Source organism: Lysinibacillus fusiformis, from assembly GCF_003049525.1.
GTDB lineage: Bacteria > Bacillota > Bacilli > Bacillales_A > Planococcaceae > Lysinibacillus > Lysinibacillus fusiformis.
In genome coordinates this window covers 741,799-761,778 of sequence record NZ_PYWL01000001.1, presented here as the reverse complement: position 1 = coordinate 761,778, position 19,980 = coordinate 741,799, and the positions used below count along the sequence as shown (strand labels likewise).

At 38.4% G+C, this 19,980-nt stretch carries 19 protein-coding genes; all 19 read left to right on the top strand.

All coding sequences use genetic code 11. The features are described 5' to 3' along the window. The first annotated feature begins 91 nt into the window (after nucleotides 1–91). The 19 genes from fsa to C9J29_RS03510 all read left to right on the top strand — a co-directional run bounded on the left by fsa (nucleotide 92) and on the right by C9J29_RS03510 (nucleotide 19,936). Nucleotides 92–742 carry a fructose-6-phosphate aldolase gene (gene fsa, locus C9J29_RS03600; RefSeq protein ID WP_004269447.1) on the top strand — a complete coding sequence of 217 codons (651 nt, stop codon included), beginning with the start codon at nucleotides 92–94 and terminating at the stop codon, nucleotides 740–742. 63 nt (nucleotides 743–805) lie between these two features. Next, nucleotides 806–2,092 (top strand): UDP-N-acetylglucosamine 1-carboxyvinyltransferase, encoded by a 1,287-nt coding sequence (locus C9J29_RS03595; protein WP_089986058.1) that lies wholly within the window; start codon nucleotides 806–808, stop codon nucleotides 2,090–2,092. 94 nt (nucleotides 2,093–2,186) lie between these two features. Beyond that, nucleotides 2,187–3,143, top strand: a complete 957-nt coding sequence (glpX, locus tag C9J29_RS03590; RefSeq protein ID WP_008179010.1) for a class II fructose-bisphosphatase — start codon at nucleotides 2,187–2,189, stop codon at nucleotides 3,141–3,143. A 233-nt stretch (nucleotides 3,144–3,376) separates the two neighbouring features. Next, nucleotides 3,377–4,660: a transcription termination factor Rho gene (rho, locus tag C9J29_RS03585; RefSeq protein ID WP_008179008.1), complete on the top strand. Its 1,284-nt coding sequence runs from the start codon at nucleotides 3,377–3,379 to the stop codon at nucleotides 4,658–4,660. 135 nt (nucleotides 4,661–4,795) lie between these two features. Further along, a complete protein-coding gene (locus C9J29_RS03580; RefSeq protein WP_107921621.1) occupies nucleotides 4,796–6,718 on the top strand; it encodes an AraC family transcriptional regulator in 1,923 nt (640 codons plus the stop codon). Nucleotides 6,719–6,741: 23 nt separating this feature from the next. Beyond that, nucleotides 6,742–8,466, top strand: a complete 1,725-nt coding sequence (locus C9J29_RS03575) for an ABC transporter ATP-binding protein (RefSeq protein WP_008180588.1) — start codon at nucleotides 6,742–6,744, stop codon at nucleotides 8,464–8,466. 41 nt (nucleotides 8,467–8,507) lie between these two features. Beyond that, nucleotides 8,508–9,302: an ABC transporter ATP-binding protein gene (locus tag C9J29_RS03570; protein WP_008180587.1), complete on the top strand. Its 795-nt coding sequence runs from the start codon at nucleotides 8,508–8,510 to the stop codon at nucleotides 9,300–9,302. Between the two features lie 46 nt (nucleotides 9,303–9,348). Beyond that, nucleotides 9,349–10,401: a FecCD family ABC transporter permease gene (locus C9J29_RS03565; protein WP_107921620.1), complete on the top strand. Its 1,053-nt coding sequence runs from the start codon at nucleotides 9,349–9,351 to the stop codon at nucleotides 10,399–10,401. Next, nucleotides 10,398–11,432 carry a FecCD family ABC transporter permease gene (locus tag C9J29_RS03560; protein WP_089986943.1) on the top strand — a complete coding sequence of 345 codons (1,035 nt, stop codon included), beginning with the start codon at nucleotides 10,398–10,400 and terminating at the stop codon, nucleotides 11,430–11,432. The genes C9J29_RS03565 and C9J29_RS03560 overlap by 4 nt, the downstream gene beginning before the upstream one ends. Before the next feature lie 92 nt (nucleotides 11,433–11,524). Then, nucleotides 11,525–12,574, top strand: coding sequence for an NAD(P)/FAD-dependent oxidoreductase (locus tag C9J29_RS03555; protein ID WP_090002943.1), 1,050 nt, complete (start codon nucleotides 11,525–11,527; stop codon nucleotides 12,572–12,574). 182 nt (nucleotides 12,575–12,756) lie between these two features. After that, nucleotides 12,757–12,960, top strand: a complete 204-nt coding sequence (gene rpmE, locus C9J29_RS03550; protein WP_004269457.1) for a 50S ribosomal protein L31 — start codon at nucleotides 12,757–12,759, stop codon at nucleotides 12,958–12,960. Nucleotides 12,961–13,076: 116 nt separating this feature from the next. Then, the gene (locus C9J29_RS03545; RefSeq protein ID WP_025114779.1) at nucleotides 13,077–13,649 is read left to right on the top strand and encodes a thymidine kinase; all 573 of its coding nucleotides are present in this window, start codon (nucleotides 13,077–13,079) and stop codon (nucleotides 13,647–13,649) included. A 170-nt stretch (nucleotides 13,650–13,819) separates the two neighbouring features. Continuing rightward, entirely contained in the window at nucleotides 13,820–14,896 is a 1,077-nt protein-coding gene (prfA, locus tag C9J29_RS03540; RefSeq protein ID WP_008180577.1) for a peptide chain release factor 1, read from the top strand. Continuing rightward, on the top strand, nucleotides 14,883–15,743 hold the full coding sequence (gene prmC, locus C9J29_RS03535) for a peptide chain release factor N(5)-glutamine methyltransferase (protein WP_107921619.1): 861 nt from the start codon (nucleotides 14,883–14,885) through the stop codon (nucleotides 15,741–15,743). Before prfA ends, prmC begins: the two co-directional genes overlap by 14 nt. Before the next feature lie 44 nt (nucleotides 15,744–15,787). Next, nucleotides 15,788–16,378, top strand: a complete 591-nt coding sequence (locus tag C9J29_RS03530) for a stage II sporulation protein R (protein ID WP_008180573.1) — start codon at nucleotides 15,788–15,790, stop codon at nucleotides 16,376–16,378. Nucleotides 16,379–16,479: 101 nt separating this feature from the next. Then, nucleotides 16,480–17,514 carry an L-threonylcarbamoyladenylate synthase gene (locus tag C9J29_RS03525; RefSeq protein WP_107921618.1) on the top strand — a complete coding sequence of 345 codons (1,035 nt, stop codon included), beginning with the start codon at nucleotides 16,480–16,482 and terminating at the stop codon, nucleotides 17,512–17,514. A 164-nt stretch (nucleotides 17,515–17,678) separates the two neighbouring features. Then, nucleotides 17,679–18,176, top strand: a complete 498-nt coding sequence (locus tag C9J29_RS03520) for a manganese efflux pump MntP (RefSeq protein ID WP_090002946.1) — start codon at nucleotides 17,679–17,681, stop codon at nucleotides 18,174–18,176. 27 nt (nucleotides 18,177–18,203) lie between these two features. Next, nucleotides 18,204–18,638, top strand: coding sequence for a low molecular weight protein arginine phosphatase (locus tag C9J29_RS03515; RefSeq protein ID WP_090002947.1), 435 nt, complete (start codon nucleotides 18,204–18,206; stop codon nucleotides 18,636–18,638). Nucleotides 18,639–18,652: 14 nt separating this feature from the next. Beyond that, on the top strand, nucleotides 18,653–19,936 hold the full coding sequence (locus tag C9J29_RS03510; protein ID WP_036123044.1) for a methyl-accepting chemotaxis protein: 1,284 nt from the start codon (nucleotides 18,653–18,655) through the stop codon (nucleotides 19,934–19,936). Nucleotides 19,937–19,980: the final 44 nt, after the last annotated feature.

Sequence of the window (19,980 nt, the reverse complement as noted above, 5' to 3'; positions counted from 1 at the left end):
TGCTTTCAATCGACCTTCTCTTGTTTTTGAAATAAAGAAATTTTGGAAAATATTTAATAATATAAGAAAAATGATCAGGAGGAAATATAATATGAAATTTTTTATTGATACTGCAAATTTTGAAGAGATTAAAGAGGCACATGCATGGGGTATTTTATCAGGAGTCACAACAAACCCATCACTAGTGGCTAAAGAAGAAAATGTTTCTTTCCATGATCGTCTTCGTGAAATCGCAGAGCTTGTCGATGGCTCCGTAAGTGGAGAAGTTATTGCACTAGATGCAGAAGGAATGATTAAGGAAGGTTTGGAATTAGCTGCTATTGCTCCTAACATTACAGTGAAACTTCCAATGACACCAGCGGGATTAGAAGCTTGTCGTTTCTTTGCAAACAAAGGAATTAAAACAAACGTAACATTAATTTTTAGTGCAAACCAAGCATTAATGGCTGCGCGTGCAGGTGCTACATATGTATCACCATTTATCGGCCGTTTGGATGACATTGGTCAAAATGGTGTAGAGCTAATTGAAACAATTGCTGACATTTTTACAATTCATAATATTGATACACAAATTATCGCTGCCTCTGTTCGTCACCCTCAGCACGTTACGGCTGCAGCTTTAGCTGGCGCGCATATTTCAACAACTCCATTTAAAGTTTTAAAACAACTTTTCCACCATCCATTAACGGAAAAAGGAATTGAAGGATTTTTAGCGGATTGGAATAAGAGAAAAGGCGAATAATAAGAATATACAGTGAGCCAATTGCAAAAAATACTACTTTCCAATCATGAGGGAGAACGCAAAATGGATGTTTATAAAATTACTGGCGAAAATCGTCTACAAGGTACAATTAAAGTTAGTGGTGCAAAAAATAGTGCAGTCGCCTTAATTCCTGCATCAATTTTGGCGAACTCTCCAGTGACAATTGGAGGGATACCAGAAATTTCAGATGCATGGACGTTAAAGGCTTTATTAGAGGAAATTGGTGGGGAAGTATCGTTTGAGGATGGGAAGATGACAATCGATCCAACAGATATGATTGCCTTACCATTACCGAACGGCAATGTTAAAAAGTTACGCGCTTCCTATTATTTAATGGGGGCAATGCTAGGACGTTTCAAGAAAGCGGTCATTGGTTTACCAGGTGGCTGTTTCTTGGGTCCCCGACCAATTGATCAGCATATAAAGGGCTTTGAAGCATTAGGCGCTAAAATTACGAATGAGCATGGCGCGATTTATTTACGTGCAGATGAATTAATTGGGGCAAAAATTTATTTAGATGTCGCAAGTGTCGGTGCAACAATTAACATAATGTTAGCTGCTGTCCTCGCGAAGGGCCGTACAGTTATCGAAAATGCAGCGAAGGAACCTGAAATTATTGATGTAGCTACACTTCTAACAAATATGGGGGCCAATATTAAAGGGGCAGGTACAAGTGTCATCCGCATTGAAGGGGTAGAAGAACTACATGGTACAGAGCATACGATTATACCAGATCGCATTGAAGCTGCGACATTTATGATAATGGCTGCAGCAGTAGGTGATGGTATTACAATTGATAATGTAATTCCACTGCATTTAGAAGCAATTATAGCGAAGCTTCGTGAAATGGGTGTGAAGATTGAAATTGGTGAAGAAAGTATTTATGTACCAAAAACAGACTTCTCCACTTTGCAAGCTGTTGATGTAAAAACATTGGTGTATCCTGGTTTCCCAACCGATATTCAGCAACCACTTGCTGTGTTAATGTCACAGGCATTCGGTTCCTCAAAAGTAACAGATACTATTTATACAGCTCGATTTAAACATATTGATGAGCTTCGTCGTATGAATGCTGATGCTCGTGTAGAAGGCAACACGGCTATTATTAAAGGGCCAAGCAGACTACATGGCTCAACAGTAACAGCTACGGATCTACGCGCAGGTGCAGCATTAGTTTTAGCCGGTCTTCTAGCTGAAGGCGAAACGGAAGTACAAGATATTTATCATATCGAACGTGGCTATAGCTCACTTATTGAGAAATTACGTGATTTAGGCGCTGATATTCGACGTGAAACAATCCTGGCACGCGTAGCTGAGACAAAGGAATAATGAGAGCTAAAAGTTTTCACTCAATTATGTTACAATAGAGGTAATTTGAATGTTTCGGTATGAAAAATGACCGATAACGGGAGGCAAAGCAACAATGGAACGTAGTTTATCGATGGAAGTAGTACGAGTAACAGAAGCAGCAGCAATTGCATCCGGGAAATGGATGGGACGCGGTTTAAAAATTGAGGCAGATGATGCAGCAACAACAGCGATGCGCAAAATGTTCGATACAATTCCAATGCATGCTACAGTAGTAATTGGTGAAGGCGAAATGGATGAAGCACCAATGCTTTATATTGGTGAAGAACTTGGCTTACGTAGTGGTGGTCCAAAAGTAGATATTGCTGTGGATCCATTAGAAGGTACAAATATTGTAGCAAAAGGTACGAATGGTGCAATGACAGTCCTTGCAATTGCAGATAAAGGTAATCTATTAAATGCACCAGATATGTACATGGAGAAAATTGCTGTAGGGCCAGAAGCAGCTGGTAAAGTAGATATCAATGCTTCTGTTACTTATAACTTATTACAAGTAGCAAAAGCAAAAAATAAAGATATTTCAGATGTAGTTGCTACTTTATTAGATCGTCCACGTCACCAAGCAATTGTTGATGAAATTCGCGAAGCTGGTGCACGTATTAAGTTTATCCAAGATGGCGATGTTGGTGCAGCGATTAATACTGCCTTTGATGAAACAGGTATTGATATTATGTTTGGAACAGGTGGCGCACCAGAGGGTGTTATTTCGGCTGTAGCCTTAAAATGCCTAGGTGGGGACTTCCAAGCAAAGTTAGTACCAGAAGATGAAGAGCAATTAGAACGCTGCCATAAAATGGGTGTAGATGTTGATAAAGTTCTTTATTTAGATGATCTAGTAAAAGGTGACGATGCTATTTTTGCAGCAACAGCTGTGACAGATTGTGAGCTTTTAAAGGGTGTTCAATATAAAGGTGCTTACGCTTTAACACACTCAGTAGTTATGCGTGCTAAGTCTGGTACAGTTCGCTTTGTAGAAGGCCGTCACGCACTTGAGAAAAAACCTAGATATTAATGATATTTTCTTCTAAAATATACCTAGTACATCTATTGTGCTAGGTACCTTCTTCTTTAAATAAACCATCCCGTAGTTTGTAAGGCAATGTTTCATCATATGGTGGACTATGTATTTGTTATTGACCTACTGAGGTAACCGTATAGTGGGAACAGAGCCATTCGTTCGTAAAAAATCTTCGATGATAACCCCAATAATTGTATTATATTTTGAAAAAGACTGGAGTTGTGCATATGTCTGCATTGACAATCGCTCAATTAGAAAACATGACGTTAAAAGAGCTTTACGCTCTTGCACGCCAATATAAAATTTCATATTATAGCAAGCTAACGAAAAAAGAATTAATATTTGCTATTTTGAAAACGCGTTCAGAGCAAGAAGGCTATTTCTTTATGGAAGGTGTACTTGAAATTGTTTCGCAAGAGGGCTTTGGCTTCCTTCGACCAATAAACTACTCTCCAAGTAAAGAAGATATTTATATTTCTGCATCTCAAATTCGTCGCTTTGATCTTCGTAATGGGGACAAGGTATCTGGGAAGGTGCGACCACCTAAGGAAAATGAACGTTATTACGGCTTATTACAAGTTGATGCCGTCAATGGCGAGGATCCTGAAGTTGCAAAGGAACGTGTGCATTTCCCTGCATTAACTCCACTATATCCAGACAGACAAATTAAACTGGAGACAACTCAGCGTAATTTATCAACACGTATTATGGATTTAGTGGCACCTGTAGGTTTTGGTCAGCGTGGATTAATCGTTGCACCGCCGAAAGCGGGGAAAACATCTTTATTAAAAGAAATTGCAAACGCTATTACAACAAATCATCCAGAAGCAGAGCTAATTGTCTTACTGATAGATGAACGTCCTGAGGAAGTAACAGATATTGAGCGATCTGTAAATGCAGATGTTGTTAGCTCAACGTTTGATGAAGTTCCAGAAAATCATGTCAAAGTGGCAGAAATCGTTTTAGAGCGTGCACGCCGTTTAGTGGAACATAAACGTGATGTCATTATTTTAATGGATTCTATCACACGTTTGGCGCGTGCATTTAACCTTGTCATTCCTCCAAGTGGACGCACGCTTTCAGGGGGGATCGATCCAGCTGCCTTCCATAGACCTAAACGCTTCTTTGGATCGGCTCGAAATATTGAAGAAGGCGGTAGCTTAACGATATTAGCGACTGCTTTAGTAGATACTGGTTCACGTATGGACGAGGTTATTTACGAAGAATTTAAGGGGACAGGTAATTTAGAGCTTCATTTAGATCGCCAGTTGGCAGAGCGCCGAATTTTCCCTGCGCTTGATATTCGCCGTTCAGGTACACGTAAGGAAGAGTTATTGCTTGAGCCCGAACAACTTGAAAAACTATGGGCGATTCGTAAAACATTTTCAGATGCGCCTGATTTTGCGGAACGCTTCCTGAAAAAACTTCGTACAACAAAATCGAACGAAGAATTTTTTGAAAAACTGAACGAAGATATGAAAAAAGCAACTAAAGGTAAAGGTTTATTATAGAACAGCCATCACCATTGACAAATAATTGTCAATGGTGATTTTTTTGTATATGTTTAAATGAATAAATGTTTATTGAAATTGATAATCATTATCAATATAATGAAGTTAATAAATATCTTTTTGAAGGAGATTCGGATGAACTATGATGCCTACATGCTGCTTTGGCAAAATGCCTATGTTCAAATGAAGCATATTAATTACGTAAATAAATCAAAAGTTCAAATTTCAAAGATAGTAACTAATAGTTCGTTCATTATCATAACAGCAGGAGAGGCGCAAATTATCATTGATGAACAGCCTTATTATGTACAGCGTTTCAGTATTTTTCACATTGGTAAATCTCAAAGTTTACAAATTAATGCACAGCATAGTGTTAGCTACTTCCTCATACGTTATGAAGGAGATGTCATCTATAAGGATGCCTTTATGCAGCATTTACAGATGCAATATCAACCTTTTCAAATAAATTTCTCTTGTGTGCCTGCTAATCCAATAGCCATTCACAACATACTTCAAGATATGTATAGCAAATGGATGTCGGGCTCAATTCAAGATCATTTTTCAGTTAAAGCCTCTTTGTATGAATTTGTTTATCGTGTGTTTCAAGAATTAGCAGATGGGCAGGGGAACCCGCATGAAATGGATAAGGCAGAAGTAGCACGGCTATATATTCATCAGCGTCTTCACCAACCATTATCTATACAAACATTGGCAGATACGCTTCATATTAGTACACGTCATTTATTACGAATTTTTAAAGCACGCTATGGGGTAGGACCACAAATTTATTTACAGCAATTAAGAATTGAGCAGGCAAAACAATATTTGGTGGAAAATCAATTTGGTATAAAGGAAATTGCTATTTCACTTGGCTATGAAGATGAATACTATTTTAGTCGTGCCTTTAAAAAGGCTACAAATATGGCACCAAGTAATTTTAGGCTGAAATATACATCTTATATGTCCGAAATGGCCATTACAAATGAGAATCATTTTCAATACAATGAGAATCAGCTCGCGCAAGCAAACCGATTTGAGAACGGAGAAAATGAAATCATGATGCAAAAGGTGATTCAACATATAAGACTGCCTTTTTTTCTGAGCCTGTTTGTTTTATTAACTGCATGTAATGAAGAATCGGTCTCATCAAAGGTAGAGGAACAAACTACTCCAGATACTATAGAGACAAGAATGGTGACAGATGACAGTGGCCGTGAAGTAGAAATTCCAGTGAGAGCAAAAAGAGTTATCACAGACTGGTATCTTGGCCAAATTTTAGCGTTAGATGTTGTACCAGTAGGAGGGGTAACAGCTAACCTCGATTATGCTACGTTTTTAAAACAACACTACAAGGATGGGGAAATTACGAATATTGGTACTGATGGGAAGGTATCATTGGAAAAAATTCTAGAGCTAAAGCCAGATTTAATCATTACATGGAATCCAGAAGATGTAGGGAAATATGAGAAAATTGCACCTACAATTGTCTTTGCTGAAGATGCTCATTCATCAGCAATAGAGGAAATTAAGGCGATGGGAAGTTATTTAGGAAGACAAAAAGAAGCTGAAACATTTGTTAATGAGTTTGAAGATCGGATAGCTACAGCTAAGGAAAAAATAAATGATGTGGTTCCAGACGGAGCAACATTTACTATTTATGAAATGTTTGAAAAAAATGCAACGATTGTTGGAAATTCAAGCGTATCGGGTGGTAGAGCAATCTATCAAATTTTGGGTCTGAAGCCTCAAGAAAAAGTGCAGGAGTTATATGATGCAAAAGAGGCGAGTGGCGGACGTTATGAGATTTCCTACGAGGTAGTAAGTGATTTTGTAGCTGATTATAACTTCATGATTAACTTCTTTAACAAAGATGGGAAGTTGCCAGGGACTTGGACAAACTTAGATGTCGTAAAAAATAATCAAATTATAGAGCTTCCATCTGAATATTATTTTGCCTCTGATCCACTTTCGGGTCTCCATCAAGCTGAAGAGCTGGCTGACAAAATAGTAGAGTTTACGAAGACTCAACAAAAATACATTAGTAGATATGAAGATTGATATTGCAATAGGAGGCTACAACCATGTTATTACAGCGATTTTTCTCATATTACAAACCATATAAACGCTTATTTATTTTAGATTTTAGCTGCGCCATTTTAGTAGCATTAATCGAATTAGCGTTTCCACTTGTTCTAAATAAAGTAATTGATGATATTTTGCCAGATGGCGAACTAAAGTGGATTATTATGGCGAGTTTATTGTTATTTGTCTTATATATTTTTAACTCCATTCTCCATTTCATCGTGTCGTATTGGGGACATATGCTAGGGATTAATATTGAAACGGATATGAGAAAGGAATCCTTTAGCCATGTACAAAAACTTTCTTTTAGATATTTTGATAATAATAAAACGGGACATCTTGTTTCCCGATTAACGAACGATTTAATGGATATCGGTGAGCTTGCCCACCACGGTCCTGAAGATATTTTTATTGCAGCAATGACCATTATAGGGACATTTGGTGTGATGTTCTACATAGATCCAACCTTTACAATTCTTATTTTCCTACTTGTGCCGATCATCCTAGTTCTGACGATTATTTTCGGAAAATTAATGTCAAAAGCATTTCGTCAAATGTTTGGAGATATTGCTGATTTTAATGCTCGCGTTGAAAACAATGTCAGCGGTATTCGTGTTGTACAGGCATTTACAAATGAGGATCATGAAATTAAACGCTTTAAGGTAAACAATGAAAGATTCCGAATGACTAAATTGTTCTCTTATAAGGTCATGGCTTGGAATGAAGCCATTTCAGGTATTCTAACAAAGGTATTGTCATTATTTACATTATTTGTTGGAGCTTATTTTGTGTTAAATGGCGATCTATCTAATGGAGACTTTATCGCATTTATTTTACTTTCAGGGATTCTGCTTGGCCCTATTAATAAAATCAACATGTTTATAGAAAGCTATCCAAAAGGTATGGCAGGATTTAGACGCTATATTGAATTTCTTGAAACAGAGCCTGAGATAGCGGATCGACCAGAAGCGAAAGATATCGATGAAATTGATGGTGAAATCACATTCACGGATGTATCGTTTGGCTACTCAGATGCGAATCGTGCTTTACATCACATTAATTTACAGGTTCGCCCTGGTGAAACAGTTGCACTAGTAGGTCCATCAGGAGCAGGAAAATCTACAATTTGCAGTTTGCTGCCACGTTTTTATGATGTCAATGAAGGCTCCATTAAAATTGATGGTGTGGATATAAGGGATTACAAATTGCAATCATTGCGGGGTCATATTGGGATTGTTCAACAAGATGTCTTTTTATTTGATGGCACTATTCGTGATAATATCGCTTACGGCAATCTGAATGCTAGTGAAGAAGATATTTGGTACGCAGCTCAGCGTGCACAGCTGACCGATGTCATTAAAGCACTCCCAGAGGGAATGGATACATTAATTGGTGAGCGAGGTGTGAAGTTATCAGGAGGTCAAAAACAAAGACTATCCATCGCACGGATTTTCCTGAAAAACCCAAAAATTTTAATACTTGATGAAGCAACATCGGCATTGGACACTGAAACGGAACAAGCTATTCAACAAGCATTAAACGAGCTTTCTATTGGTCGTACGACGTTAGTAATTGCCCATCGATTAGCAACAATTAAGGATGCAGATAGAATTGTTGTTGTATCGAAAAAAGGCATTATTGAAGAAGGAACACATGAGCAATTAATGGAACGAAAACATGCTTATTATGGGTTGTATACAGCTCAATTTGGTCTACAAATATAAGGTTGGTTCAAAGCACTCTCAAAAATGAAAGGAAGTTAATTATGTCAGTACTAGAAATAGATCGTGTGGCGATTGGTTATTCCTCGACGCTCATAGTCAATGATTTAAGCGTGGAAATTCCAAAAGGGCAGATTTCCACAATTATCGGTCCAAATGGTTGTGGGAAATCTACTTTATTAAAGGCAGTAGCCCGTGTACTTCAGACTCAAAATGGGGCGGTTTATTTAGATGGTAAAGCAATTCACCAATTGAAGACCAAGGAAGTAGCCAAAAGAATGGCTATTTTGCCTCAAACGGCAACAGCCCCAGGAGGCTTAACTGTTTTTGAGCTAGTATCATATGGTCGCTTTCCTCACCAAGTCGGGTTTGGTACATTGCGCAAGGAAGACTATGAGTATATTCATTGGGCTATTGATGTGACGGGATTAAGGGAATTTAGTGATCGACCGATTGAAGCATTGTCAGGTGGCCAACGTCAAAGGGTTTGGATTGCCATGGCATTAGCACAAGGCACTGATATTCTAGTACTGGATGAACCAACCACGTATTTAGATTTAGCCCATCAGCTAGATATTTTATTGCTTTTACAAAAGTTAAATAAAGAAGAAGGTCGAACAATAATCATGGTATTACATGATTTGAATCATGCATCACGCTTCTCCCACTTTATCATGGCCATGAGAGACGGGAATTTAATGGTGGATGGAAGTCCAGAAGAAGTGATGACAAAGGAAAATTTACAAAGAGTGTTCAATATTGATGCTGAAATGGCTGTTTGTCCATATAGTAAAAATCCAATCTGCCTATCCTATCAGCTATACGATATGAAGAAATAAAATCTAGTCTGTATGTTTATTGGGAAGTTTATAAGGAGGAAATAAAATGACTACGTCGACAGGAGTAGGAGAGCTCAACGATTTAGAGGAGCTACAGAAACGATCTCATCCGATCCGTGGAGTAGTAGCTTTAATTGTAGGAGTAATTGGATTAATTTTAGCTATTGGCTTATCGATCTCTTTTGGTGCAGCAGATATTTCACTGGGTACTGTTTGGACAGCAGTTACCCATTTTTCACCAGAATTAACTACACATCAAATTATTCATGATATCCGCTTACCGCGAGTACTCGGGGCAGCTCTAGTAGGAGCAAGCTTTGCAGTAGCGGGGGCGATTATGCAAGGTATGACACGTAACCCATTAGCAGATTCAGGATTGTTGGGCTTGAACTCTGGAGCCGCATTTATGTTGGCAGTGTGCTTTGCCTTTTTCCCTGGTATGCCTTATATGTTTTTAATTTTATGGTCCTTTATTGGAGCAGGTCTTGGGGTAGCCATTGTTTATGGTATTGGGTCGCTGTCTAAAGGTGGTTTAACACCTATGCGACTTGTTTTGGCTGGTGCGGCTGTTAGTGCATTGCTTGGAGCGCTAGGAGAAGGGATTGCTCTTTATTACCGTATTGGTCAAGACCTTGCCTTTTGGTATGCGGGCGGTGTTTCGGGAACAAAATGGAGCCATCTACAAATATTATCACCTTGGATACTTATTGCGATGATAGGAGCTCTTATTTTATCACGTTCAATCACTGTACTGAGCTTAGGGGAGGAAATTGCTGTTGGGCTCGGACAACGTACGGGTGTTGTAAAAGTATGGGGAATGATCATTGTGTTAATTTTAGCGGGTGCGGCAGTTTCTGTTGTAGGAGCAGTTGGTTTTGTAGGCTTAATAATTCCCCATTTAACGAGATACATAGTTGGTCATGATTATCGCTGGATTATCGTTTGTTCGTTAGTATATGGAGCGTTGCTTGTGGTGTTAGCTGATTTAGTAGCACGCATTATCAATCCTCCTTATGAAACGCCGATTGGTGCTTTAATTGCCTTTATTGGTGTTCCTTTCTTCCTGTATTTAGCACGTAAAGGAGGGAAAGAGCTATGAGTAACAGCTATTTAACGCCAAGTCAGCAGAAGACAAAAAAGAAAAATTTTATCATTATTGCTACATTGCTTGTGTTAATCTTCATTACCTTTGTGATTAGTATGAATACTGGGGTGATTAAGCTAACACCAATGGAGGTTTTTAAGACTCTTTTTGGACAAGGAGATGCACAGCAACAATTAATCCTATTTGAATTTAGGCTTCCACGAATCGTGATAGCTGTATTAGTGGGAATGGGTTTAGCTATTTCAGGTGCTATTTTACAAGGTGTTTCTAAAAATGCTTTAGCAGACCCAGGTATTTTAGGGATTAATGCGGGTGCTGGTCTTGCAGTTATGCTGTATATTTCATTTTTTCCAACAACGAAGGCGGCACCTGTCTATTTACTGCCAGTACTTGCCTTTATAGGAGCAGGCTTAACGGCAATTCTGATTTATTCACTTTCTTATAAACGACATGAAGGTATTACACCCATGCGTTTAATTTTAACAGGGGTAGCTGTAGCAGCAGGTATTAGCTCAGCAATGATTGTGCTAACACTACGCCTATCACCTGAAAATTATCAGTTTGTGGCAACATGGCTGGCAGGGAGCATATGGGGTTCGAATTGGAGATTTGTTCTTTCATTATTACCATGGTTAGTGATCTTGTTACCATTTGTTTATGCGAAATCTCGGGTATTAAACATTTTGAATTTAGGCGAATTAACAGCTGTCGGATTAGGGGCCTCGATTGAAAAAGAGCGGCGTTGGTTATTAGCCGCAGCAGTTGGCTTAGCAGGCGCTAGTGTTTCTGTAAGTGGTGGCATTGGCTTCGTAGGGCTCATCGCTCCACATTTAGCTCGCCAACTGGTTGGGGCAAAGCATCAATTTTTACTTCCTGCGGCGGCATTATTAGGGGGTTTTCTCGTATTAATGGCTGATACGATTGGTCGTTCTATACTCGAGCCTTCAGAAATTCCAGCGGGGATCGTCGTTGCCGTTATAGGCGCTCCTTATTTCTTGTATTTATTAGCACGATTAAAGGAATAGATAGTGAAAGTATTTTTGTGAACAATAAAGGTGGGGTAGCCGAGTACCTATCATAATTCTCGGAATTAGCATGAAGGGGATGGAATCTAATAATGGTGAAAGAACTATATGATGTAACGATTGTTGGCGGTGGTCCAGCAGGTCTCTATACAGCCTTTTATAGTGGCATGCGAGATTTAAAAACGAAAATTATCGAGTATAGCTCTCAGCTCGGTGGTCGTATGTTAATTTATCCTGAAAAAATGATTTGGGACGTTGGTGGAGTTACACCTATTTTAGGCGGACAGCTTATCAACCAGCTTGTTGAACAAGCTCAAACTTTTGATCCGACAATTGTTTTAAATCAAAAGATAGAAGGATTAGAAAAACAACCAGATGGAACATTTATATTAACTTCCTCGACGGGTGAAAAGCATTATTCTAAAACAGTGATTTTGGCAGTGGGTTATGGAGTTCTAACGATGCAAAAGCTTGAAATAGAAGGAGCAGATCGCTATGAAGTAACTAATTTACACTACACTGTACAGGAATTAGAGATTTTCCGGGATAAACATGTTTTAATTTCAGGCGGTGGTAATTCAGCCGTCGATTGGGCGAATGAGTTAGAGCCAATTGCAGCGAGTGTTACGATCGTTCATCGTCGAGAGGACTTCGGGGGTCATGAAAAGAACGTTTTACGGATGAAGGAATCCTCCGTATGTGTAAAAACGCCATATGAAGTAGTGCAATTACATAGTGATGGAGATTTAATCCAGTCTGTATCGATTATGAATAAAGAGACGGAAGAGATAGAGCGAGTTGAAGTAGATGCCGTTATTGTGAACCATGGCTTAAAATGTGATTATGGTGCACTAGAAGAATGGGGATTACATATAGAAGATGGCGTAGCACTCGTCAATGAAAAGAGAGAAACTAATATAGAAGGAATCTATGGGGCGGGTGATTTTATTGATCATCCAAGTAAAGTTAGGCTAATAGCAGGTGCCTTTACAGATGGCGTATTAGCGTTAAATAGTGCAAAACTATTAATAGAACCTGATGCACCAAAAGTTGCTTATGTTTCTTCCCATAATATCCGTTTCAAAGAGCGAAATGAAAAAATAGGGTTACAAGATAATGATTATCGTGAGGTTCGTGGATAAAAACTATTGAAATATTTCTTTTGATATTTTTTTCTTGAAAATAATAAAACGCCTATGCTATACTTCATAAGTATGCAACGTGTACATATATAGCTGATGGTTTCACTCATATTCGGGCTATGTAAGGTACAGTTCGATAATACTCTGTTCCAGATGGTTCAGGGCGAGAGGAGAAAACGAATATGAAACAAGGAATTCATCCAGACTACAAAGAAGCAACAGTAACTTGCTCTTGTGGGAACACTTTCAAAACTGGTTCAGTAAAAGAAAACATCGTTGTCGAGTTCTGCAACGAATGTCACCCATTCTATACTGGCCGTCAAAAATTCGCGTCTGCTGATGGTCGCGTGGATCGTTTCAACAAAAAATACGGTCTTAAAAACTAATGTTAGTTTAATACCTGCCAAGCATGTGCTTGGCAGGTATTTTTTTCAGTAAATATGACACGTTGATGCAAGTCTTTTCAAAATACAGATCGACCAAAAGAAAGGGAGAAGACAGTATGGCGCAGCTATATTTTAAACATGGTGCAATGAATAGTGGAAAATCAATAGAGATTTTAAAAGTTGCCCATAATTATGAAGAACAACAGAAACCTGTAATGATGTTTACATCAGGATTAGATACACGTGATGAGGTTGGTTTTGTTTCCAGTCGAGTAGGTCTAAGACAGCAAGCCATCCCTGTTTATGAAGATACAAATATTTTTGAACTTGTGCGAAACAATTCGGTTAAACCATATTGTGTACTTGTGGATGAAGTTCAATTTTTAAAAAAAGCGCATGTTTTACAACTAGCTAACATTGTGGATGAATTAGATATTCCAGTCATGGGCTTTGGCTTAAAAAATGATTTTCAAAATGAACTGTTTGAAGGCAGCCAATACATGCTTACATATGCAGATAAAATTGAAGAAATGAAAACCATTTGTTGGTTCTGCCATAAAAAAGCAACGATGAATTTACGAGTAGATGGAAATGGACAGCCTGTATATACAGGAGATCAAATTCAAATTGGTGGAAATGATTCCTATTATCCAGTATGCCGAAAATGTCATGCTCATCCTTCGCTATAATGGAAGGTCACAGTATGAAGCACTAAGAAAAAGTGGCGTATATGCGAAAAGTTTTTTATACTAAGTAGTGGACATACACATTATAAATAACCATTATGCTTTAGCATAATTTTAATGGAGAGCTCTTGGTAAATAGGAGCAATTTAAGAAACTAAATAGAGGTGAAATCCATGTTTGATCGATTACAGGCAGTGGAGGATCGCTATGAAAGGCTGACAGAGCTTTTAAGCGACCCGGATATTGTTAATGATAGTAAGAAATTACGTGAATATTCGAAGGAACAGTCAGATATCCAAGAAACTGTGGATTCGTATCGTGAATATAAAAATGTCAAAGAGCAATTAGTAGATACACGTGAAATGTTAGATAGCGAAAAAGATCCTGATATGCATGAAATGGTAAAGGAAGAATTTAACCTATTAAAAGCACAGCAGGAAGAACTTGAGGAACGTTTACGTATTTTATTAATTCCCAAAGATCCTAATGATAATAAGAACGTTATTATGGAAATTCGTGGAGCGGCTGGTGGAGACGAGGCAAATATTTTTGCTGGTGATTTATTCCGCATGTATTCTCGTTATGCAGAAACACAAGGCTGGAAAATTGATATTATGGAAGCCACTCCAAACCCAATGGGCGGCTATAAAGAAGTGATCTTTATGATTAACGGTCAAGGTGCTTATTCAAAGTTCAAATTTGAAAATGGTGCACACCGTGTACAACGTGTACCAGCTACCGAATCACAAGGACGTATCCATACATCAACAGCAACAGTAGCATGTTTACCTGAGGTAGAGGAAGTAGACGTTGAAATTCATGAAAAAGACATTCGTGTAGACACATTTGCATCTTCTGGTGCGGGTGGTCAATCCGTAAATACAACGATGTCTGCGGTTCGTATGACCCATTTACCAACGGGTGTTGTAGTTTCCATGCAGGATGAGCGTTCTCAAATTAAAAACCGTGAAAAGGCAATGAAAATTTTACGCGCTCGTGTAGCTGATATGTATATGCAAGAAGCGCAAAAAGAGATCGATGCCACACGTAAGTCAGCTGTGGGTTCTGGTGATCGTTCAGAGCGAATTCGCACATACAATTATCCACAAAACCGTGTAACAGACCACCGTATTGGGTTAACGATTCAAAAGCTAGATCAAATCGTCGAAGGTAGATTGGACGAAATTATCGATACGCTTATTTTAGAAGAACAAGCATCGAAGTTAGAGCGTTTAAATGATGACTTATAAAAATGTGATGGAGGCCCTTGAGTGGGCTTCTTCTTTTTTAGTGGATAATGGTCGGGAGCAAACTGCGGCACGTATTGTTATGCAGCATATACTTGGTACAAGTTATTCAGAGGTTATGCTACATTTACAGGATAAATTAACAGAAGAACAGCAAGTAAAATTTAAAGCTCTTATAGAAGAACATGTCAATGGTCGCCCAGTTCAGTATTGTGTGGGAAGTGAGGAGTTTTATGGTCGTTCATTTATCGTCAATGAATCAGTTTTAATTCCTCGACCGGAAACGGAAGAACTAATTCTTGGCACTATTAATCGTATGACTAAACTATTTCAACATCAAGCATTGAAGGTAGCTGATATAGGTACGGGTAGTGGGGCTATTGCCATTTCAATGAAGCTGGAATGTCCTGCGTTATCGGTCGTAGCAACTGATTTATCCGAGGATGCATTAGCGACAGCACAAAAAAATGCACAGAGATTAGAGGCTGATATTGATTTTAGGTTGGGAGATTTAACTGCTCCGCTCGCGGGTGAAAAATTTGATATTATTTTATCGAATCCTCCATATATCGCGTTTGATGAGGCTGAGGCTATGTCAGATGTTGTACTAAAGCATGAGCCCCATAGCGCACTATTTGCGGAGGAAGATGGTCTTATTTTATATCGACAATTAGCAGAGCAATTGCCAATGTATATGAATAGACCTGCATTAATTGGATTAGAAATCGGTTATACACAAGGTGAAAAAGTAGCAAAATTCTTTCAAGATAGTTTTCCACAGGCTACGATTTCGATAGAAAAAGATATTAATGGGAAACCGCGAATGATTTTTTGTGAGATTCATGTATAAAGTGTCTTCATCTTGCCAACAATGTTGAGCAAGGAGGGATTTATATGTTAAATGAATACAAGTTTATTAGATTACCTAAACAAAATATTTTTCTAGCGTTTGCTAGATTAGTAGTAGTGGCCATTGCCTTACAGCTATGTGTGTTATATATTCCATCATTAGTAGGTTTTGCAAAAGAGGCTACTAATCAAGAACAAGAAAACGATTTTAGAATTCGTGTAATTGCTAACAGCAATACAGCACAAGATCAATATGAGAAAGAGCAGCTTGTGGAAGAATTAAAGCCCTATTTTATGCAAGTAGTAACTGCAGGAGTTGCGGGGAATGAGCAAACTCAAACATTAAAGCAACAAATTGAAACAGAATTAAGCGAAAACTATCCACAGATTGATACACAGGTAGTGGTTGGGGATAACTTATTTCCGCCTAAAAGACAGGGAGCGGTATTATATCCACAAAATGTGTATCACTCCATTGTAGTTAAAATTGGTGATGCGCGTGGCGATAACTGGTGGTGCAGTATATTCCCATCCATTTGCGAGCCTGAAAAAGAAGAAGTAAAAGCAGAAGAGCCAGAAGAGGAAGAGCAAGTAACATTCTTTATTTGGGAATGGGTGAAAGGGCTTTTTGCATGAATTGTTCACAAATTCAGATAACTTATGCACATTTTTTAAGAAGTTATAAACAATATGTGGATAATTCAGTAAGAATCAATAAGTGAAGGTAGGTTTTAATCATGGAAACCGTTTGCAAGGTTGTGGACAGTAATGTGAATAGTCAAATTAATTATACACAAGCTGTGGATATCTTAAATGCGGGAGAGGTAGTAGCATTTCCGACAGAAACGGTTTATGGGCTAGGAGCTGTTGCAACAAATGATGTGGCAGTGAAGAAGATATTTGAAGCGAAGGGCCGCCCTTCAGATAACCCTTTAATTGTTCATGTTGGTACAAAAGAGGAAGTAACGAATTATATAGAACATATTTCTGAAATTGCCAAGCAATGCATGGATTTATTTTGGCCAGGACCGTTAACGCTTGTGATGCCTGCTAAACCAAATGTGCTGGCTCAAAGTGTAACGGCTGGATTATCGACTGTGGGTATTCGGATGCCAGATCATCCAGTAGCACTTGCCTTATTACAGCAGCTTCAAAAACCGCTTGCTGCGCCAAGTGCTAATCGTAGTGGTAAGCCGAGTCCAACGGAAGCTATCCATGTTTTAGATGATTTGGGAGGGTACATACCTTATATTTTAGATGGAGGTTCCACAGGTATTGGGCTAGAGTCCACTGTATTAGATGTGACACATGAGCCTCCAGTAATTTTACGTCCAGGTGGCATTACGAAGGAGATGCTTGAAGCTAAAATTGGTCCGGTTATTCAACCAACTAAAATAGAGCAGAAACTAGAAGAGACTCCAAAGGCTCCGGGCATGAAATATACACATTATGCACCAAATGCACCGGTATATTTAATTAATTGTCATGATGGGGAAGTAAGCGAAGCTGTTCAACAATTACAGCAGCAAGGACATGCTGTAGCACTTCTTGCACCTGAAAATTTACAACATAGTAAAGCTGATTTTTACTTTTCAGTAGGTGCAGAGGGAAGTAAAGAAGAAATGGGTGCTTCATTATACCATGCACTTAGAGCCTGTGATAAAACAACAGCTACCGTTATTTTAGCTACGACGACTTCGACGGAAGGCGTAGGGGCAGCTATTATGAATAGACTTGAAAAGGCCTCTGGTGGCAAATGGTATTCATTGTAAATAAAGTTGAGTGACAAAAGACATTGAAAATTCACATGTCTTTTGTCTTTTTTTATGTGCATGGATCATATTTATAAAAAGGAAAATCTTATGTGGACAAATATGATAATAATGTATTTTCGAGCATAAAATGATAAAATATTAGGGAGAGAAGGAGTGCATTCTTGCAGGGAATTCTTGCAGGTATATTAACGTCTGTTGATGTTATTGGTCTATATGTATTGCTGCCGAATGTTAGATATCGCTTATTTTTATCATTATGGACGGCTGCGTTGCATATGATTTTTCCTTTATTGGGATTTGAATTAGGAAACTATTTAGTTCGTTTTCTATTAGAATGGGGACAATGGATATCGAGTATTTTGTTATTTTGCATTGGCGTGCATTTACTATTATTCTCTCATCGGGATGAAAAAGTTACAATTTCCCCCGTACTTTTAGCCGTGACTGCAAGCCTAGATACCTTTTCAGTTAGTGTTTCTTTTGGTATGCTAAACTTAGAAAAAACAATTTTTATTATGAGTGCAGGCTTGAGTGCCTTGATATGCGCCTATGGGTCATTAGTCATTGCACGTAGGAGCCAAGTCTTTTTTGGGAATAAAATTCAAATCGTTGCTGGCATTATTTTTATTATCATGAGTATCCTAGCTATTCGGCAATAATTCATATAAAAATGGAGAGTGATAAGTGTGAAAATATTATTTGTTTGTACAGGCAATACTTGTCGCAGTCCAATGGCAGAAGTCATATTAAAACATAAACAAATAGACAATTTAGAAGTACGTTCTGCAGGTATTTATGCTATGCCTAATGCCCAAATGTCAGCACATGCGCAACAAGTGTTAAATGATGCCGGAATGTCTCATCAGCATTCTGCAACACAATTATCCATGGTAGAAATAGACTGGGCAGATTTAGTCCTAACGATGACTACCGCTCACAAAGACACTGTTATTTCAAGTTTCCCAGGAACTGATCATAAAGTATTTACATTGAAAGAGTATACGAATGAAGGCAGCCTGGAGAATGTAGTCGATCCTTACGGTGGTAATAGAGCAATATACGAAGCAACATTTGCGGAATTACATGAATTGGTTGATCAATTAATACAAAAACTACAATAGAATTGAGGAGCCCTATGAAAAAACAATTTGGTTTACGACTTAAATTGGTGTTATTTGTGAGCGTGCTAGCATTAATTACTTACAGTATCAGTTTTATATTTATTGAATATTTACAACCGACCTTCTTCCCGAGTATTAATGGAAAAGTGTTTCAAGTGGTGACTTATGCATTAGGAATCACATGGTCAGGCATATTGGCTGCCATTTTTAGCGTAATTTTAATTAAACCTTTACAACAACTTGAGCATTCCGCAACTCTAGTAGCAGAGGGGAAAATTGGACAGGATGTTCAAATGCCTAAAACAAACGATGAGATACGTTCGGTTGCAGAGGCATTCCAACAAATGGTGCTAAATTTACGTCAAATGGTCGAAAGTATCGATCAAAATTTCCAACAGACCAATCAATCGATCATTCAGCTCTCAGATGAAGCGGGAGTCGCTACTCGAAAAGCAGAAGGCATTGCGTCAACCGTTAAGCATATTTCGGCAGGAGCTGAAGCATCTGCGACAGCTGTACAAGATACCGCTGAGGCAATTGAGGATGTACGAGCTCTTGCGACAGAAGTAAATAGTAGAGCAGAAGCATCTGCATCACAATCTACAGAGATATTACATAATTTATCGACAACAACCAATGCAATCGAAACATTAGTTAATAGTATTCAGCAAATAGCTACGGGTAACAATGAGGCCTTAAAAAGCATTCATGCTTTAGAAGAAAATGCGGGTCAAGTTGAGCGCATTATAGGCTTAGTTGGTGATATTGCGGCACAAACAAATTTACTAGCTTTAAATGCATCTATTGAAGCAGCTCGTGCAGGAGAACATGGAAAAGGCTTCGCTGTAGTTGCGGAGGAAGTTCGTGGTTTAGCAGATGAAAGTGCAAAAGCTGTCCAAGGGATTACTGCTTTGATCCAGTCTATGCAGCAAAATGTTGAGGTCGTAGTTAAACAAATGAATGAACAGGTAGCCTTTGCAACGAAGGAAGCAGATCGAGTATCTGAAACAACGACAGCTGTAGAAGGTATGTCATCTAATGTACATGAAATGGCAACAGCAATTGTAGAGATATCTTCACTAATTGAACAGCAAATGCACAATATTGAGACAACTGCTCGTCAATCACAAGAAGTGGCTGCAATTGCAGAAGAAACATCAGCAGGTGCACAAGAAGTTCGTAGTGCGGCTGAAGAGCAAGCCTATGCTATTGAACAGGTAGAGCACCTAGCACAAAGTTTAAAAAAGCAATCAGAAGCTTTGCATAAAGTGATTCAACAATTTGATCGACAGGCTTAGTCCTGAAAGGCTGTTTATAAATGCGATGAAAAATCGGATTTATA

Bases quoted from the DNA above. Each gene is read 5' to 3' on its own strand.
- fsa (WP_004269447.1), top strand. From the start codon at position 92: ATGAAATTTTTTATTGATACTGCAAATTTTGAAGAGATTAAAGAGGCA.
- C9J29_RS03595 (WP_089986058.1), top strand. From the start codon at position 806: ATGGATGTTTATAAAATTACTGGCGAAAATCGTCTACAAGGTACAATT.
- glpX (WP_008179010.1), top strand. From the start codon at position 2,187: ATGGAACGTAGTTTATCGATGGAAGTAGTACGAGTAACAGAAGCAGCA.
- rho (WP_008179008.1), top strand. From the start codon at position 3,377: ATGTCTGCATTGACAATCGCTCAATTAGAAAACATGACGTTAAAAGAG.
- C9J29_RS03580 (WP_107921621.1), top strand. From the start codon at position 4,796: ATGAACTATGATGCCTACATGCTGCTTTGGCAAAATGCCTATGTTCAA.
- C9J29_RS03575 (WP_008180588.1), top strand. From the start codon at position 6,742: ATGTTATTACAGCGATTTTTCTCATATTACAAACCATATAAACGCTTA.
- C9J29_RS03570 (WP_008180587.1), top strand. From the start codon at position 8,508: ATGTCAGTACTAGAAATAGATCGTGTGGCGATTGGTTATTCCTCGACG.
- C9J29_RS03565 (WP_107921620.1), top strand. From the start codon at position 9,349: ATGACTACGTCGACAGGAGTAGGAGAGCTCAACGATTTAGAGGAGCTA.
- C9J29_RS03560 (WP_089986943.1), top strand. From the start codon at position 10,398: ATGAGTAACAGCTATTTAACGCCAAGTCAGCAGAAGACAAAAAAGAAA.
- C9J29_RS03555 (WP_090002943.1), top strand. From the start codon at position 11,525: ATGGTGAAAGAACTATATGATGTAACGATTGTTGGCGGTGGTCCAGCA.
- rpmE (WP_004269457.1), top strand. From the start codon at position 12,757: ATGAAACAAGGAATTCATCCAGACTACAAAGAAGCAACAGTAACTTGC.
- C9J29_RS03545 (WP_025114779.1), top strand. From the start codon at position 13,077: ATGGCGCAGCTATATTTTAAACATGGTGCAATGAATAGTGGAAAATCA.
- prfA (WP_008180577.1), top strand. From the start codon at position 13,820: ATGTTTGATCGATTACAGGCAGTGGAGGATCGCTATGAAAGGCTGACA.
- prmC (WP_107921619.1), top strand. From the start codon at position 14,883: ATGATGACTTATAAAAATGTGATGGAGGCCCTTGAGTGGGCTTCTTCT.
- C9J29_RS03530 (WP_008180573.1), top strand. From the start codon at position 15,788: ATGTTAAATGAATACAAGTTTATTAGATTACCTAAACAAAATATTTTT.
- C9J29_RS03525 (WP_107921618.1), top strand. From the start codon at position 16,480: ATGGAAACCGTTTGCAAGGTTGTGGACAGTAATGTGAATAGTCAAATT.
- C9J29_RS03510 (WP_036123044.1), top strand. From the start codon at position 18,653: ATGAAAAAACAATTTGGTTTACGACTTAAATTGGTGTTATTTGTGAGC.